Source organism: Dokdonia pacifica (assembly GCF_900188275.1).
Classification (GTDB): Bacteria; Bacteroidota; Bacteroidia; order Flavobacteriales; family Flavobacteriaceae; genus Dokdonia; species Dokdonia pacifica.
Genome location: NZ_FZNY01000001.1, coordinates 332122 through 348188 on the forward strand (window position 1 = coordinate 332122; position 16067 = coordinate 348188).

Annotated in this window: 13 protein-coding genes; 7 read left to right on the forward strand and 6 right to left on the reverse strand. The window is 35.1% G+C overall.

Features of this window, described 5'->3' with window-relative positions; all coding sequences use genetic code 11:
• Positions 1–4 precede the first annotated feature (4 nt).
• From CHB80_RS01470 to CHB80_RS01495, 6 genes are all read left to right on the forward strand, one after another.
• Complete coding sequence (locus CHB80_RS01470) at positions 5–3373, forward strand: VCBS repeat-containing protein (RefSeq protein WP_089369663.1); 3369 nt, start codon at positions 5–7, stop codon at positions 3371–3373.
• Entirely contained in the window at positions 3360–6611 is a 3252-nt protein-coding gene (locus CHB80_RS01475) for a VCBS repeat-containing protein (RefSeq protein WP_089369664.1), read from the forward strand. The genes CHB80_RS01470 and CHB80_RS01475 overlap by 14 nt, the downstream gene beginning before the upstream one ends.
• Before the next feature lie 7 nt (positions 6612–6618).
• Complete coding sequence (locus CHB80_RS01480) at positions 6619–7980, forward strand: vanadium-dependent haloperoxidase (RefSeq protein ID WP_089370741.1); 1362 nt, start codon at positions 6619–6621, stop codon at positions 7978–7980.
• A 6-nt stretch (positions 7981–7986) separates the two neighbouring features.
• Positions 7987–8877, forward strand: a complete 891-nt coding sequence (locus CHB80_RS01485; RefSeq protein WP_089369665.1) for a GyrI-like domain-containing protein — start codon at positions 7987–7989, stop codon at positions 8875–8877.
• Positions 8878–8883: 6 nt separating this feature from the next.
• Entirely contained in the window at positions 8884–9453 is a 570-nt protein-coding gene (locus tag CHB80_RS01490) for a pentapeptide repeat-containing protein (protein ID WP_089369666.1), read from the forward strand.
• Between the two features lie 179 nt (positions 9454–9632).
• Positions 9633–9824 carry a hypothetical protein gene (locus CHB80_RS01495; protein ID WP_089369667.1) on the forward strand — a complete coding sequence of 64 codons (192 nt, stop codon included), beginning with the start codon at positions 9633–9635 and terminating at the stop codon, positions 9822–9824.
• 152 nt (positions 9825–9976) lie between these two features.
• Here CHB80_RS01495 and CHB80_RS01500 read toward each other — a convergent pair whose 3' ends face one another.
• From CHB80_RS01500 to CHB80_RS01520, 5 genes are all read right to left on the reverse strand, one after another.
• The gene (locus tag CHB80_RS01500) at positions 9977–10471 is read right to left on the reverse strand and encodes a leucine-rich repeat domain-containing protein (RefSeq protein WP_089369668.1); all 495 of its coding nucleotides are present in this window, start codon (positions 10469–10471) and stop codon (positions 9977–9979) included.
• A 273-nt stretch (positions 10472–10744) separates the two neighbouring features.
• On the reverse strand, positions 10745–11095 hold the full coding sequence (locus CHB80_RS01505; RefSeq protein WP_143337026.1) for a hypothetical protein: 351 nt from the start codon (positions 11093–11095) through the stop codon (positions 10745–10747).
• Positions 11096–11203: 108 nt separating this feature from the next.
• Positions 11204–11590, reverse strand: a complete 387-nt coding sequence (locus CHB80_RS01510; protein WP_089369670.1) for a nuclear transport factor 2 family protein — start codon at positions 11588–11590, stop codon at positions 11204–11206.
• A 146-nt stretch (positions 11591–11736) separates the two neighbouring features.
• Positions 11737–12096, reverse strand: a complete 360-nt coding sequence (locus CHB80_RS01515; protein WP_089369671.1) for a hypothetical protein — start codon at positions 12094–12096, stop codon at positions 11737–11739.
• Positions 12097–12458: 362 nt separating this feature from the next.
• Positions 12459–13550: a hypothetical protein gene (locus CHB80_RS01520; protein ID WP_143337027.1), complete on the reverse strand. Its 1092-nt coding sequence runs from the start codon at positions 13548–13550 to the stop codon at positions 12459–12461.
• 562 nt (positions 13551–14112) lie between these two features.
• Here CHB80_RS01520 and CHB80_RS01525 point away from each other — a divergent pair.
• Positions 14113–15390 carry a phosphatidylserine decarboxylase gene (locus CHB80_RS01525; protein ID WP_089369673.1) on the forward strand — a complete coding sequence of 426 codons (1278 nt, stop codon included), beginning with the start codon at positions 14113–14115 and terminating at the stop codon, positions 15388–15390.
• A gap of 143 nt (positions 15391–15533) precedes the next feature.
• On the opposite strand, the gene CHB80_RS01530 is transcribed toward CHB80_RS01525, so the two are convergent.
• On the reverse strand, positions 15534–16040 hold the full coding sequence (locus tag CHB80_RS01530) for a hypothetical protein (protein WP_089369674.1): 507 nt from the start codon (positions 16038–16040) through the stop codon (positions 15534–15536).
• Positions 16041–16067: the final 27 nt, after the last annotated feature.

The window sequence follows — 16067 nt, forward strand, 5'->3', positions numbered from 1 at the left end:
GCATATGCAAATTAAATTCACATACCAAACCGTTATTGGAGCTTTCTTAGCTCTATGCATCATAGGGTGTACTTCGACTACCAAAGAAAAAGAAGACGAAAAACAAAAAACAACAGAAGGAAATCCACTATTTACACTCCTTTCTAAAGAAGAAACCGGTATTGACTTTGTAAATAACATAAAAAACCAAAAGGATTTTAATATTTTCAAATACCGCAACTTCTATAATGGTGGTGGTGTGGCTATAGGTGATATTAATAACGATGGACTTCCTGATATTTTTCTCACGGCAAATATGGAGAAGAATAAACTGTATCTAAACAAAGGAGATTTTACGTTTGAAGACATTTCAGAAAAAGCGGGAATTGAAGGTAACAAAGCTTGGTCTACAGGAGTTACTATGGCAGATATCAATGCAGATGGACTATTAGATATCTATGTAAGTAATGCAGGAAATTTAGAAGCAGATAACCATGACAATGATTTATATATCAATAATGGAGATCTTACATTTTCAGAAAAAGCAAAAGAATACAATCTTGCAACTTCTGGATTTTCTACACATGCCTCTTTCTTTGACTATGATAAAGATGGTGATCTAGATGTATATATTTTAAATAACAGCAATGTCCCTGTAAGCAGTCTAGGAAATAAAGGACAACGAGATAAACGTGCTCAGGATTGGGAGAATGTAGATAGCCAATTTAGAGGTGTTGGAGATTTATTAATGCGTAATGACGATGGTGTTTTTACAGACGTAAGTGACGAAGCGGGTATATATGGGTCACTTATCGGTTTTGGATTAGGTGTAATGGTTACAGATATTAATCACGATTTATATCCTGATATTTATATCTCTAATGACTTTTTTGAGCGTGACTACCTTTATATCAATAATCAAGATGGCACCTTTACTGAAGAAATAAAAAAATGGACTTCTCACCTATCACTCTCTGCGATGGGCGTTGATATTTCAGATATTAATAATGACGGACTACAGGATATTTTTATTACAGATATGCTTCCTGATGGAGAAGAACGTGTAAAATCTGTCATGGAGTTTGACGGATACAATGTATACAAGAGAAAACAGCGTAATGATTTCTACCAGCAGTTTATCCAAAACACCTTACAGGTTAATAATGGAAATGGCACCTTCTCAGAAGTAGCCTACCACAGTGGTGTAGAAGCGACAGATTGGAGTTGGTCTGGACTTGTATTTGACATGGATAATGATGGCTATAGAGATATTTATGTTACCAATGGTATTAACCATGACCTTACCGATTTAGATTTTGTAGACTTTTTTGCTAATGAAATTATTCAAAGTAAGGCCACAGGAGAAACAAGAGTTTTAGACACCATTATTAATAAAATGCCCGTAAAACCTTTGTCTAATTATGCCTATCATAACCAAGGAGACATCACTTTTGAAAACAAAGCCAACGATTGGGGACTTGAAATTTTAAGTATGTCTAATGGTGCTGCTTATGGCGATTTAGATAATGATGGCGATTTAGACCTTGTTGTAAATAATGTAAACATGCCTTCTTTTGTATTTAGAAATAATACCGATAAAGAAAGAGATAACAACTACATCAAATTAAAATTTAAAGGAGCAGAAAAAAACCCTTTCGCTATTGGTACTTCTGTACGCTTATATCACGGAGGTCAAACTTATATTCAAGAGCTTGTCCCATCAAGAGGATTTCAATCTTCTATGGAACATGCAATGACTATAGGATTAGGAACTTCTCAAAAAATAGATTCTCTTCGTGTGATTTGGCCTAATGACAAGACACAGGTTTTTGAAAACCTAACGGTCAACCAAACACTTCAATTACAGATTACCGATGCTACAAGTACGTATAAAGCACCGGCTCCTAAAAAAGCCAAAACACTTTTTAATGAGGTTGCAAACACATCATTAGACGCCCATAAAGAAAATGAATACAGCGACTTTGATTATGAAGGCCTCATTGCAAAAAAACTATCTCAAGAAGGACCTTCTCTAGCTATTGGAGATGTAAATGGTGATGGACATGAAGACATATTTATTGGAGGCGCTAAAAAACAAGCAGGAACTCTTTATTTACATAAAGGAAATGGAAAATTAGTTAAAGCACCTAACAATGCCATCTTTAAAAAAGAAGCCAATTATGAAGATTCGGCCGCGGCATTTTTTGATGCAGATAATGATGGTGATTTAGATTTGATGGTAGGCTCAGGCGGTAATGAGGTAACTACCAAAACCGATTATAGTCTTCGTTTATATTTGAATGATGGTAAAGGCGCTTTCGCGAAAGCGGACTACACCATCCCTTCTGCATACCAAAACATGTCTGTAATCGCTCCATATGATTTTGATGACGATGGCGATATGGATGTATTTGTAGGGTCTCGAAGTGTGATTGCAGTATATGGAATTGACCCTGAACATCTTTTCCTTGAAAATAGAGGAAACGGCGAATTCTCTAACGCAACAGAGCGTATTGCCTACCCTATTAAAAATGCAGGAATGATTACCGATGCACTTTGGGCAGATATGGATCAAGATGGCAAAAAAGATCTTGTCGTTACTTCAGAATGGGGAACCACAAAAATCTTTAAAAATAACGGAAGACGTCTTACGGCTATGAAAAGCTCATTAGATGAATTACATGGATGGTGGAATACAGTAGAAGCATCAGATCTTGATAATGATGGCGACCTTGATCTTGTATTAGGAAATGAAGGAACTAATATTCATTACAAACCTGAAGAAGGCGCCCCAATGAAAATGTACATCAATGATTTTGATAACAATGGTACCATAGAACAAATAACGACCTTTCATAAAGATGGCAAAGACTATCCATTACATCAAAAGAAAGAGCTTACGGGACAGTTAGTATCTCTTAAAAAGCAAAACATCAAAGCATCAGATTATGCAAAGCGATCTATCGATGAATTATTCCCAAAAGAAGTCATTGATGTATCTATCGTAAAGCAAGTACAAACCGCATCTTCTGTCATTGCGATTAATGAAGGCAATGGTACTTTTAAAATTCAAGATTTACCAGTTCGTGTGCAATTATCATGTGTATGTGGTATTGCCTGTACAGATATTAATAATGATGGAAATCTTGATCTTGTGATGGGAGGTAATAATTTTGAATTCAAACCTCAGTACTCACAACTAGATGCCAGCAGCGGGAATGTATTATTAGGCGATGGAAATCTTGGGTTTACTTGGCAAGATTATACCACCAGTGGTTTTGAAGTACGCGAAGAGATTAAACACCTAGCAACATTTAAAGATAGCAAAGGCAACACCTTTTTAATTGCGGCTATTAATAACGAAAAACCAAGAGTATACAATGCCGGTAATTAGAAATATCATATTTCTTAGTCTACTCTTTATACTCATAGGTTGTAAAGAGAAAGACACCTTATTTAAAAACCCTTCGGCGGCAGATACAGGGCTTACCTTTGTAAACACCCTTACAGAGAGTGACGATTTTAATATTATTGATTACCTCTACTTTTATAATGGTGGGGGCCTTGCCATAGGCGATATCAATGGTGATCATCTTCCTGATATTTTTATTTCGGGCAATCAAGTAAAGAATAAATTATACCTCAACAAAGGAAATCTTCAATTTGAAGATATTAGTGATAAAGCAGGTATCGCAGGCAATAGTACATGGAATACGGGTGCTGTGATGGGCGATGTAAATGGTGATGGTTTATTAGATATTTACGTGTGTGCTGTCGTAGGCATTAATGGTTTTGATGGATATAACGAATTATACATCAATAATGGAGATGCAACATTTACAGAAAGTGCCGCAAAGTACGGTCTAGATCTAGATACTTACAGCTCTAATGCTGCATTTTTAGATTATGATTTAGATGGCGATTTGGACATTTATATTCTTAATCATGCGGTACATACCCAAGAATCATACGGAAAGGCTTCTTTACGCTTTAAGCGAAATTATGAGACGGGAGATCGACTCATGCGTAATGACGGCAACACATTTACAGATGTAAGTGAAGAAGCAGGTATTCTAGGAGGTATTAATAGTTACGGATTAGGAATTGCTATTGCCGATTTTAATCAAGACGGATGGCCTGATATTTACGTAGGAAATGATTTTCATGAAGATGATTATTATTATTTGAATACGGGAGAAGGAAGCTTTCGCGAAAGCTTAAAAGACTATTTTGGACACACTTCACGATTTTCTATGGGAAATGATGTGGCAGATATTAATAGCGATGGTTGGCCAGATATGATCTCACTAGACATGCTTCCTGAAAATGAAAAAGTATTAAAATCGTCTGAAGGAGATGATAATATTCAAACGCAGAAGTTACGTATTGATCGCTTTGGATATCATTATCAGTTTACACGCAATATGCTATATGTAAACCAAAAAGGATACGATTATCAAGAAACTGCATTGTTAAGTGGTATTGCTGCTACCGATTGGAGTTGGAGTGCTTTATTTGCCGATTTTGATCAAGATAGTTCACAAGATCTTTTTATCTCAAACGGAATTCCTAAACGTCCTAATGATCTAGATTATATTCGTTTTATCTCCAGTGAGCAAATTCAAAATAAAATAAGTAATACCAAGCTTATTGATCAGAAAGCATTAGAATTAATGCCTAAGGGAAATACGCACAATTATATATTTAAAGGGAAAGGGAAACTAGCTTTTGAAGACCTCTCTGGCACATGGACTCAAAAAGACACGCTTGTATCTGGTGCCACTGCCCTAGCCGATCTGGATAATGATGGTGACTTAGATATTGTAACCAATACTATTAATAGCACGCCACAAGTATATCAAAATACAACGGATGCTGCTGCCAATTATTTAAAGATTCGTTTTGAATATCCAAAGGCAAATGCTTTCGGAATAGGCACAAAGGTTTTTGCATATCACAAAGGGCAATTACAGTATAAAGAACTATACACCGTACGTGGTTTTCAGGCATCATCAGAGCCGATACTTCATTTTGGATTTGGCACGACAGCTACGATAGATTCGCTTAGAGTTGTATGGCCTGATAAGACATCACAAGTACTAACAGATGTAACCACAAACCAAACACTTACCATTTCGCCGAAAGGCAATACTCCATTTGATTACGGTACCTTACAACCCGTACACAAGCCTCTTTTCAAAAAAGTAGCCGATAATCTAGGGATTGATTTTACACATACAGAAGACCGATATATTGATTTTAACAGGCAAAAACTCATCCCGTACCAAGTATCCGATCGTGGTCCAGCTGTTGCTATTGGCGATATAAACGGAGATCAGAAAGACGATATTTATTTTGGGAGCTCAAAGTTTATGACGTCTAAAATTTACCTTAGTGATAGTACTGGATTTTCAGAAGCTACCTATCCAGAAATCACCAAAGAAACGATTACAGAAGATGTGGTAGCAACCCTTCAGGACTTTAATCAAGATGGACGTGCAGATCTGATCATCGGGACAGGAGGTGCCGATTTTGATAATAATGCCCAACCCCTTAAAGACCTTTATTACACAGCACAAGACACGACTTTTGTACAACAACAGCTTCCAGAAAGCTTTCAGAACGCTTCTGTTCTTGCCGTACATGATTATGATGCCGATGGAGACCTCGATGTATTTGTAGGAAACCAAGCCATTGCAAATGACTTTGGACGCCCATCACAATCACTATTACTTCGCAATAACAAAGGGACTTTTACTATAGATACTGCCATTTCTTTTGATAACATCGGAATGATTACTGATGCGGTTTGGAGTGATTTTAATGCCGATGGCACAAAAGATCTTATCCTTATTGGAGAATGGATGGCTCCACAATTTTATACCAATACTAACGGCACACTTCAAAAAGTAAGTATGTATGAAGATGCTCTTAATGGCCTATGGCAGACCCTACAACCATTTGATATGGATGCCGATGGAGACATGGATTATATCTTGGGAAATTGGGGAGAAAACAGCAAGTTTGCTGCCTCGCCAGAAGCACCCATGTATGCATATCTAGATGATTTTGATGATAACGGGCAATCAGAAACCATAGTCGCTACTCAAAAAAATGGAGCCTATTACCCCTTACTAGGATTAAATGAATTAGGAAGTCAGATGACACACCTCTTTAAAAAATATACGAGTTATAAAGATTTTGGAGGCCAAACGGTTGAAGAGATCATGGGTAAAAAAGCCATCTCAGAAAGTACAAAACTCACGGTACACACCTTACAATCTGGGTATCTTAAAAATGAAGGAGGTCGTTTTTCTTTTGTGCCTTTCGGCGAAAACTTACAAACGGCACCCATCATGGCATTGACCGTATATGATTTTGATGGAGATGGAAAAGAAGAAGTACTCGCTGCTGGAAATTACTTTGGTGTAAAACCTTTTCACGGAAGACTTGATTCTTTCTCTGGAGCGTTGCTTAAAAGTGATGGAAGTAGTACATTAGGTCATCGATTAGGATTGGACCTTTCTCAAAAATCAGTAAGGCATCTCAACCTCCTAACCCTAGATACAAAAACATACCTTTTGGTTACTTTTAATAATGACAAAGCACATGTATACCAATTACAAAAATAAACGCAACATGAATACCCTATTATCCCGTTATTTTGGAGTACTCCTACTTGTTTTTCTCTTTACCGCTTGTGAAGAAAAACCAGTAGAACCTATCACCATTACTGCTGAAGATTTTCACACATCTGTCAATAATGTAACAGAAGTGATGATACATGATATATTCTCTCCACCACAAGCGAGTAGAATTTATGCCTATCCTAATGTAGCGGCCTATGAAATCTTAGCTAGTAAAGCTTCAGACTACAACTCTTTAGCAACTCAACTCACCGATTTTGAAGCTATTCCAGAGCCAGCAACTACAGAACATTTAAATTATGAACTCGCTGCATTAGTAGCGCATATGGATTTAAGTAGACGTTTGGTGTTTTCTGAAGATATGATCACCCCCTATAGAGATAGTTTATATCAATTATGGAATACCAAAAACCCTACAGAATACACAACTTCAAAAACATATGGTCTTGCCGTAGCAGAGCATGTTGCTGCGTGGATGGATAAAGATATGTACAAAGAAACACGTACGATGCCTAAGTTTTCTGTCATTACCGACGACCCTTCTAGATGGCAACCTACTCCACCTGCCTATGCAGATGGGATTGAACCACACTGGAACAAAATACGCCCATTTGTAATTGACTCGGCAGCACAATTTAAACCGGTACCACCTCCTGCATTCTCTATGGATAAATCTTCAGATTTTTACAAAGAATTAAAAGAAGTATATGACATTAGTGAAAGTATTACAAAACAAGGAGATGATGCAGAAGAGATTGCGATTGCACAATTTTGGGACTGTAATCCTTATGTATCTGTTACAAGAGGACACTTGATGTTTGCTACAAAAAAAATCACTCCTGGTGCACATTGGATTGGAATTGCTAAAATTGCCTCTAGAAATGCAGGGCATGATGTAATGGAAACTATGTATACCTACACAAAAACATCTATTGCCATTGCCGATGCTTTTATAAGCTGTTGGGATGAAAAATACCGTAGTAATTTAGTGCGTCCAGAAACCTTGATTAATGAACATTTTAATGATAACTGGCAACCTATCTTACAGACTCCTCCATTTCCAGAATATGTAAGTGGTCACTCCGTAGTTTCTGGCGCTGCTTCTGAAGCATTAACCAGTATTTTTGGTGATGGCTTTTCATTTGTAGATGATACAGAGTTACCGTATGGACTTCCTGTACGTAGCTTCTCTTCCTTTAGAGCTGCTGCTAGTGAAGCTGCTGTGAGTAGATTGTACGGAGGGATTCATTACCGTGCAGCTGTAGATAATGGTCTAGTACAAGGAAAAAACATTGGTAGATTTATCAATGCTTCTTTAAAAATGAAAATCAATAATAGTCAAGCTTCAAATTAATACCTTATGAAAAAGATAGTACGTCTTCTACTCATCCTAGTCATTCTTGTAGCAGTCTGGTATCTATTTATAAAACCTTATGATTATGTAGTACGGTTTCCTGCCAAAACAACCGTAGGAACCATTAATCAATCTATAAAATCATGGTATGCAGGTATAGAAGGTACTAAGATTATAGATCAGTCTCAATTTGATGAGTTGAAACAACAATTTAATTTTGGAGATTCTATACATACCTATACCTGGAAAATAGAGGCTTTAACAGACTCGACATCACGGGTAAAAGTATATGTAAAAGATAATGACCATAGCTTTGCTAATAAACTTGCAATTCCGTTTTCAAAAACAGCCATCGAAAAACGCTCTGAAGCTACTGTCAAAGAATTCTATGACATTCTCAACGCACATCTTAAAAGAACAAGAGTCACCATAAACGGAGAGGATACTACAAGAGCTACCTATGTAGCCTACACACCGCTTAAAGGTTTACAGGATGAAAAAGCAAAAGGAATGATGTATAATTATTCTTTATTGACTCAAATCATGCTGAAAGGAAAGGTAGAACTTAACGGAACTCCTTTTGTAGAAGTGACCCATTGGGATACCAAAACAGATAGCATTGCATACAATTTCTGTTTTCCTATTAAGAAAAACGATAGCTTACCTGAGCATCCTCAAATCAAGTACAAGCAGTACCATTCACAAAAGGCCATAAAAGCTACTTATAACGGCAACTATATTACCTCAGATCGTGCTTGGTATGCATTACAAACCTATGCCAAGAGCCACAACATCCCAATAGACCTTACCCCTATTGAAGTATTCTATAACAATCCTAATATGGGTGGTAACGAACTCCAGTGGAAGGCTGAGATTTTTATGCCTATTAAAGAGTAAACAGACATGTCCAAGCTATTCCTAGATGAAACTTATAAAGGTATTGATTATACGCTTCAGGAATTTACTGTTGGAGAGTATGACCACTGTACTTTTACGGATTGCCTATTTCCAGAACTCCATATCTCAAACACAAACTTTCTAGAATGCACATTTATAGACTGTAATTTTACCAATACCAAGTTTGGTGGGACTACACTTAACAATGTCCTATTTAAAGGATGTAAAATGGTGGGAGTAGATCTAAGTGTATGTAATGACTTTATGCTTTCTATACAGGCAGAAAATTGCGTTTTAGATCTTGCTAATTGTTACCAATGCACCCTTTCAAACACACATTTCAAAGACTGTTCATTAAAAGAAGCAGATTTTACAGAGAGTAATTTATCACAAGCTGTTTTTACTACTTGCGATCTTAAAGGGACCATTTTTGACACCACAAATCTTCAAAAAGCAGATTTTAGAACAGCCGTAAACTATACCATTGATCTTGACAAGAATCAAGTAAAAGGTGCTCGTTTCTCTAAAGACGGAGTAGAAGGGCTAGTTCATAAATATGGAATTAAAATTTCTTAGCCTTTTCTTTATATAATTTCCTAAAAACTAATAAATTAACTTCATTTTTTCAAAAATGGTATTCTAACGTATTACTATTTACGTTGTATTTATCTAAAATTACGATAAATTCATAACTAATTGATAATCAGATATTTTTATTAAATTAGAGCTGATTATTAATTTTAAAAAACAATGCTATGATTAAAAACATTTCAAGTTTAGGCACAGCACTAAACACGACAGAACAAAAATCTATTCAAGGAGGATTAACACCTTATGTAAGTAGTTGCGGTCCAACATCAGATGGTTTAGCTTGCTTAACAGGCTTCCCACATTGCCCTACAGGCTTTTGCTCAGGAGGTGTTTGCTCTCCTACTACAAATGGCTAATTTAAAGCCTTATCATACAACAATTCGTTATACTAAACCCCAATGACATTGGGGTTTACTTTTTTGTGACGTTATTCTTATATGTTCTTACTCTTGACGGCACTCGTTGCAAATGAGTGCTAGTGGAGAACTTTAAAATACCTATCCTTTATCTAATTACAAGGATAAGTAGATTTTGATGCCTCTTCTTTAATAAGATATATTGCTGATTTTTCTGGCATTGAACAAAGCATACTTTCAGCCTGACTATTTGTTAAGCTATTATCTAAATAAATTATATACTCTAGATTCTTTAATTCGTGAAAATTGGAAGGTAATTCTTTAATTTCGGTATTGTCCAACCCTATTTTTTCTAGCTTCTTTAATTTGACAATATCACTAGAGATATTAGATATCTTATTATTTTCTAGCCATAGAAATCTCAAATTCTCTAACTCATATACAAAGACAGGGATTTCAGTTAAATTATTATTTGAAATATTGAGAGATACAATCTCGTTAGATCGGTTTTCAAAATCAAACTTAGACATATTAATTTTTTCTTTACTAAAATCAAGTAATAATCCATATCCTTTTTCCACTAACAATTTTTCAGAATTACATGAAAACATTAAGAATAAAGAAGCTATAAATACATACTTTTTCATACTACAACCTATTGAGGAGGTACTTCTATTGGAGCTCCTGCTAGCGCTCGTTTGTAACGAGTGCTTGCAAACACCATTGTCAGTTTGATACCTGTCGCGTCATAAATATACTTTTTAAAAATGTTTTTTACGCTTTCGCGAAATCGATACAACAACTCCTTAACAAACAAAAAGCTGTACCTAAAATAGATACCGCCTTTATTCTTGTATTCTTTACTCTTGACGGTACTCGTTGCAAATGAGCGCTAGGGGTTGTAAAAAGTATGATTTCTTTTAATTTGATTCATTATTATTAGGTACTATTTCCCATTTAGGATTTAATAATAACCTTCTAGTACCAACTGCTTGTTGCACAGGGACACCTAAGACCGTGTCATTTTTATCAAATTTTAATTTCTCTACAATTAAAGTTCCTGTTACTTTTATCAATTTACCTCTTATTTCTTCATCCCAATATGGAATTTCATCTAGTTCATATACTTTTCCATCTTTAATAGAGGTAACAGCAGCCCTAGCCTTTTTATCTTTAGCTATACCAATAACAGTTACAATTTCTGGGTTCTGATGTTGAACAGCACAACTAAAAAGAATTAATACAAAAACTAAAGTAAAAGTGTATTTCATACATGTATTCATCTGTATATTATTTAATCAGGAGAGTTATTACAAACGAGTGCTAGCGACGACATTTATACTATAGCATTCTATTTCAGCTATATTTTAAACAAAAATTCAATTGGGTTTTCTTCCTAAATGCTCTGTCAATAATTTCCATTGAGCATCTTCTTTTATTATGACAGAAGTACCTACCCCATTTCCAGAAGCAGATTTTCCATGTATAATACCCGTCCAACTAAATTCAAATACATAGACCGCATACATTGTATCCTTTAGTAACCATTGCACATTTTCAACAACATATTTTTCATTCTTAATGAGGGAGAAATTTTTCTCAAATGCTTTTTGAACATTTTCTTTTCCTATATGTACCGTTCCATTAGAAAAGGTAACACTTACATTTTCAGCGACCAAAGGCGCAACGACTTTCCAATCTTGAGTACCTAAAGCCGTTTCATAGGATATAATAAATTCTTCTGGATTCATAATCTCTTTATGCATTACTAACACGTTAGCGATGATTCATTTACAGTTTCAAATGTTAGAATCAATGTATATTTTCTCTTGACGGCACTCGTCACAAATGAGCGCTAGCGGAGGACAATTAATAATAAATTTCAAAAGCAACATTTTTACCCATTACCCACCTACTGTTTTGTCAATTTTGATATATCCTCTTCAATAAGAGAATTATTATCAACAATATAATTTATCAAATTAAAAATATAACTCGATTTTATAATTTCATTAATATACTCTTCTATTTCATCTCCATAATCATTTTCATTATTAGAATATCTTACTCCAATAGCTGGATATTTACTAATATAATTTACCATAATTACATCTAAGGCAATAATGTTATACTTTCTTATAATCTCCGTTTCTCTTATAATTGATAATATCCCATTTAATAGTAAAATTTTAAATTCAACTCTAATAATACCTCCAAATAGTTTATCTAAAGATTCAGGCTCTAATATCTGATAACCAATATCATTTTTCATAATTTATTAATTAAAATCATTAAACACAGGAATACCCCCGCTAGCGCTCGTTTGCAACGAGTGCTTACAAACACTATTGTGAGTTTGATGCCTGTCGCATCATACATATACTTTTTTCTTGATCTCCTTTTACGCTTTCACGAAAGTGAAGTTTATACTGAGCTAGTCGAAGTACGAAATCGAGCTAGCGAAACCTGTCTGCCGACAGACAGGTTTACAACCTAAAGGGAGAGCGTAGCGTTAAAACACATACCGCTACTACCTAACATACAAAAAGCTGCACCCAAAATAGATACAGCTTTCAATTTTATATGTTCTCACTCGTAACGACACTCGTCACAGACGAGCGCTAGCGGCATTAGCTACTTCTTTTCAACAACAGCAGCCGTCACTTCTGGTATTATAATGACATAATCATATCCTTTAAGAATTCTTTTAATCATTGTGCTTTTAATCGTTAATTCTCCTCGTAAATAGGCTTTCCATATCGGTCTAGTATCAAAACAATGCCATTGATCTCCTTTTACAGCATTAAAAAATAGAGAGATGGGTTGTAGCATACCCTTTTCATAAGATACGTTCTGAGGTGGAAATCCTTTAAAAGGAGCTCCTGAAGTTCCTGTCATTCCTACAATCATGATATGTAAAGAGGTATCAAAATGACTGTCTGAAATATTATTTACCAAATTACCTATATCATATATACGTAATAAACTTTCTCCTTTGGGCGCATGAACGGCCCCATATTTAAAAAGATTTTTCTTGCCTCTAACACCCCAATCGTCATAACGATTCATGAGTTGGTGTTTCATGACATCAATTCTAAATGAATGGTCATCCGTATTAAAAATCTTGACTGTTGTATAAAAAGCTGCTATGCATTTTTTTTCTTTTTCAGATAAATCTAAGCTAGAAAGTGCTTCTAAGTCGTTTAGGAATTCTTTGGTTTCAATGTAAAAATCTTTCGATGTGTCCTCTAAAAATGCATCATAATACTTTGCAGATTTTGTTACTATCCGATTAAAAATAACCTTTGCTGTTTCATTTTTGGTCTCTGAAGCCAACTCACTAAAAATTAACCGATCTCCAATTTTTATGATTTGATCTGTCCCAATAAAAGAAGTACCTGCTTTTGCTAATTGTTTTAAAAGTTCATATTCTGGTTTGGACGCATAAAAAGAAAAGTTTTCTCCATATGTTTTATAGTATGCTTCCAGACCGGATGCGTTAAGATTCTTTATTTTATCTTCTAAAATAGCTGCCGAAAATGGATCAATCTCAAAAATAAAATTGTCAAAAAAATGATGTGTTGCTATTTGCGAAGTGAAATAAGGAATCTCCTTCGTAAAATGAGATTCTCCTATCAACACATTACCCGATTTTTCTATCTCCTTAAGAAGTGTCGTCCATCCTTTCCCTTGAAATATAGAATCTTGTATACTAAATGTCTCCACATGTTGAGTCAGCTGTTTTATAAGAAGGCTATCTTGCGCTTGTACTGTGGAGAATGAACATAATGCGACAACGTAAATAATAATTGTTTTAGACATATTCAATGATCAGGTATTACTGCTTTTAAAAAGGGTTTAAAAACGCTACTTGAAATTAAGAGCTTCACCGTTTACTTTATCCATTAATGATATTGGGAGCCTACTTTATGATATAAAGAAGCTATACTTTGATATTCATGTCATTATTCATGTCATTCTTCACTCAAAATAGAACCCAACACAGACAAGCGCTAACTGGAATTTACCAACGCAAAAGAAGTATAACTAGCGTAATTAAAGATCTATACGAACTTATTACTTCAATCCAATTATTTGATTTACAGATAGTACCAATATAAAAGTCACGTATTATTACGCTATTGGAATTCATAACATAGTCTGACATTTGTAAGGTATTCAAAACAAAATATCCGATTGATAAACCACAATCAGATTTTATTGATACAGGCAGTATCCGAAAAGCCCATTAAAAAAGAGTAGGAGTTATTAAATATTATAATCAATTATGGAAGCACATAAAGCAATTGTTGAACAACTCAAAAGTATTTTGGACGGTAATCCAAAAATGGCAAAAGACTTAGAAAATTCACTTAAAACTGCGGTAGATTTATCGAAGAACGGTGATCCCAACAAAAACATCCCTCCTTTGAATGATTCTCTTTACAAAGCAATAGACAAAGAATTCAATGGAAAAGGATGGCCAGAAACTGTAGAAGCTTATTATGACTATTTAGATATTTATGTGCGAATGATTCCAAATGAAAGTAGAGATCCAGAATATCCTAATGCCTGGACAAGTGATGGAACAAAAAATGGATACAATCAAAAAGTCTATGATCTCCTTTGTCAATCGTATTGGTTAATTGATCAAAAAAATGCAGAGGGAGAAACCATGCAAAGTTATCCAGAATTTGCTAATTGGTTGGTAAATTTTGCAACAGCTTGGGGTACGTTCTTAGATACTGAAGCCTCCTTAACAAAAGAGAGTTTACAATCATTCAAAGACGATAAAAATGATCAAGGAGAAAGTGTTTATAATTTTCCTTTGTATGCAGACAATGAAAAAAGCTGGACAACTTTTAATCAATTCTTTTACAGAGAATTTAATAATGCCCATTCAAAAACAGGAATCTCTCCTTTGCGTCCCATAGCATCTCCTGATGATAATACTGTTATTGTTTCTCCAGCAGATTGCACCTTTAAAGCGTATTACCCCATTGATAAAGATGGAAATGTAGATGAGATTACATTAAAAGGGACACACACTATTGGTACTGTAGATGAGTTATTACAGTTTAGTAAATATGGAGAGAAATTTTATGGAGGTACATTTATTCATTATTTCTTAAGCCCCTTTGATTACCATCGTTTTCACACACCCGTAAGCGGTAAGATTTTAGAAATCCTTCCCGTACAAGGCCAAGTCTATTTGAATGTTGAGACTGCTCCTAACGGACAGTTTGATGCGCCCGACGGCGGTGGCAATGGATACGAATTTAATCAAGCTCGTGGATTGGTTATTATGGATGCTGGTCCTGAAGTTGGAAAGGTTGCTATTTTACCCATTGGAATGTGCCAAGTATCAGGTGTAGATATGTATACTGAGTTACAGGGACAAGAAGTGGTCAAAGGACAAGAGTTTGGAAAATTTAGATTTGGAGGTTCAGATATCATTATGTTATTTGAAAAACCCCCACAAGAACTCTATATGTTCCAAAATGACCCTTCCCTTAATCCTATTCATTTTCAATACGGACAAACGTCTGTTTATTGGAATAAATAACTGTTTTTTTTTGCGCTTTCGCGAAAAGTTATACAACAACTTCTTAAAATACAAAAAGCTATACGTTACTTCGTATAGCTTTTTGTTCTTTCATGCGCTCACTCTTGACGGCACCCGTCAAAGACGAGCGCTAGCAGGCAAAATTATTTTTTAAATTTAAAGGTGTGAGTGATCGTGCCACTACATTCCCCTAAATCGGGTCCGCCACTAGCAAACGGGTCAAAAATGTCAAAAACTATATCTACAGTAACGATAGTACCCTCATCAGGGCAACTACCTCCATAGGGGTGTGTCACTGATAAAGCATCAAAACCTGTTCCTGTAAATCCAGTCCCATCCCCAAAATCCCAAGTTACACTTGTAGGAGTAAATATGGTGTTTGCACCTCCCGAAAATCCGCAATCTACTGGGTTATTAACTATAGAAACATCAAAGTCATAACTACACAATTTTATACCAAAAGTTTGTTCTAATGAGAAATCTAATTCTAAGCAGTCAGGACATTCACTGATTCCATTTGTGTTATTTTCCTTATTGTATTCTAAATGTTGGTTTTCAACTTCTAAAGGAGCATCAATCTCGTTAGTAGTACAAGCAGAAAAGAAGATAAAAGATGCAAACAAAATAATTGTATTTAGTGATTTTTTCATAAATAGTTTTTAAGAATTAATAGTGAA

What these genes read in the sequence shown, in the direction of transcription:
- CHB80_RS01470 (WP_089369663.1), top strand. Translation starts at nt 5, where the DNA reads ATGCAAATTAAATTCACATACCAAACCGTTATTGGAGCTTTCTTAGCT.
- CHB80_RS01475 (WP_089369664.1), top strand. Translation starts at nt 3,360, where the DNA reads ATGCCGGTAATTAGAAATATCATATTTCTTAGTCTACTCTTTATACTC.
- CHB80_RS01480 (WP_089370741.1), top strand. Translation starts at nt 6,619, where the DNA reads ATGAATACCCTATTATCCCGTTATTTTGGAGTACTCCTACTTGTTTTT.
- CHB80_RS01485 (WP_089369665.1), top strand. Translation starts at nt 7,987, where the DNA reads ATGAAAAAGATAGTACGTCTTCTACTCATCCTAGTCATTCTTGTAGCA.
- CHB80_RS01490 (WP_089369666.1), top strand. Translation starts at nt 8,884, where the DNA reads ATGTCCAAGCTATTCCTAGATGAAACTTATAAAGGTATTGATTATACG.
- CHB80_RS01495 (WP_089369667.1), top strand. Translation starts at nt 9,633, where the DNA reads ATGATTAAAAACATTTCAAGTTTAGGCACAGCACTAAACACGACAGAA.
- CHB80_RS01500 (WP_089369668.1), bottom strand. Translation starts at nt 10,471, where the DNA reads ATGAAAAAGTATGTATTTATAGCTTCTTTATTCTTAATGTTTTCATGT.
- CHB80_RS01505 (WP_143337026.1), bottom strand. Translation starts at nt 11,095, where the DNA reads ATGAAATACACTTTTACTTTAGTTTTTGTATTAATTCTTTTTAGTTGT.
- CHB80_RS01510 (WP_089369670.1), bottom strand. Translation starts at nt 11,590, where the DNA reads ATGCATAAAGAGATTATGAATCCAGAAGAATTTATTATATCCTATGAA.
- CHB80_RS01515 (WP_089369671.1), bottom strand. Translation starts at nt 12,096, where the DNA reads ATGAAAAATGATATTGGTTATCAGATATTAGAGCCTGAATCTTTAGAT.
- CHB80_RS01525 (WP_089369673.1), top strand. Translation starts at nt 14,113, where the DNA reads ATGGAAGCACATAAAGCAATTGTTGAACAACTCAAAAGTATTTTGGAC.
- CHB80_RS01530 (WP_089369674.1), bottom strand. Translation starts at nt 16,040, where the DNA reads ATGAAAAAATCACTAAATACAATTATTTTGTTTGCATCTTTTATCTTC.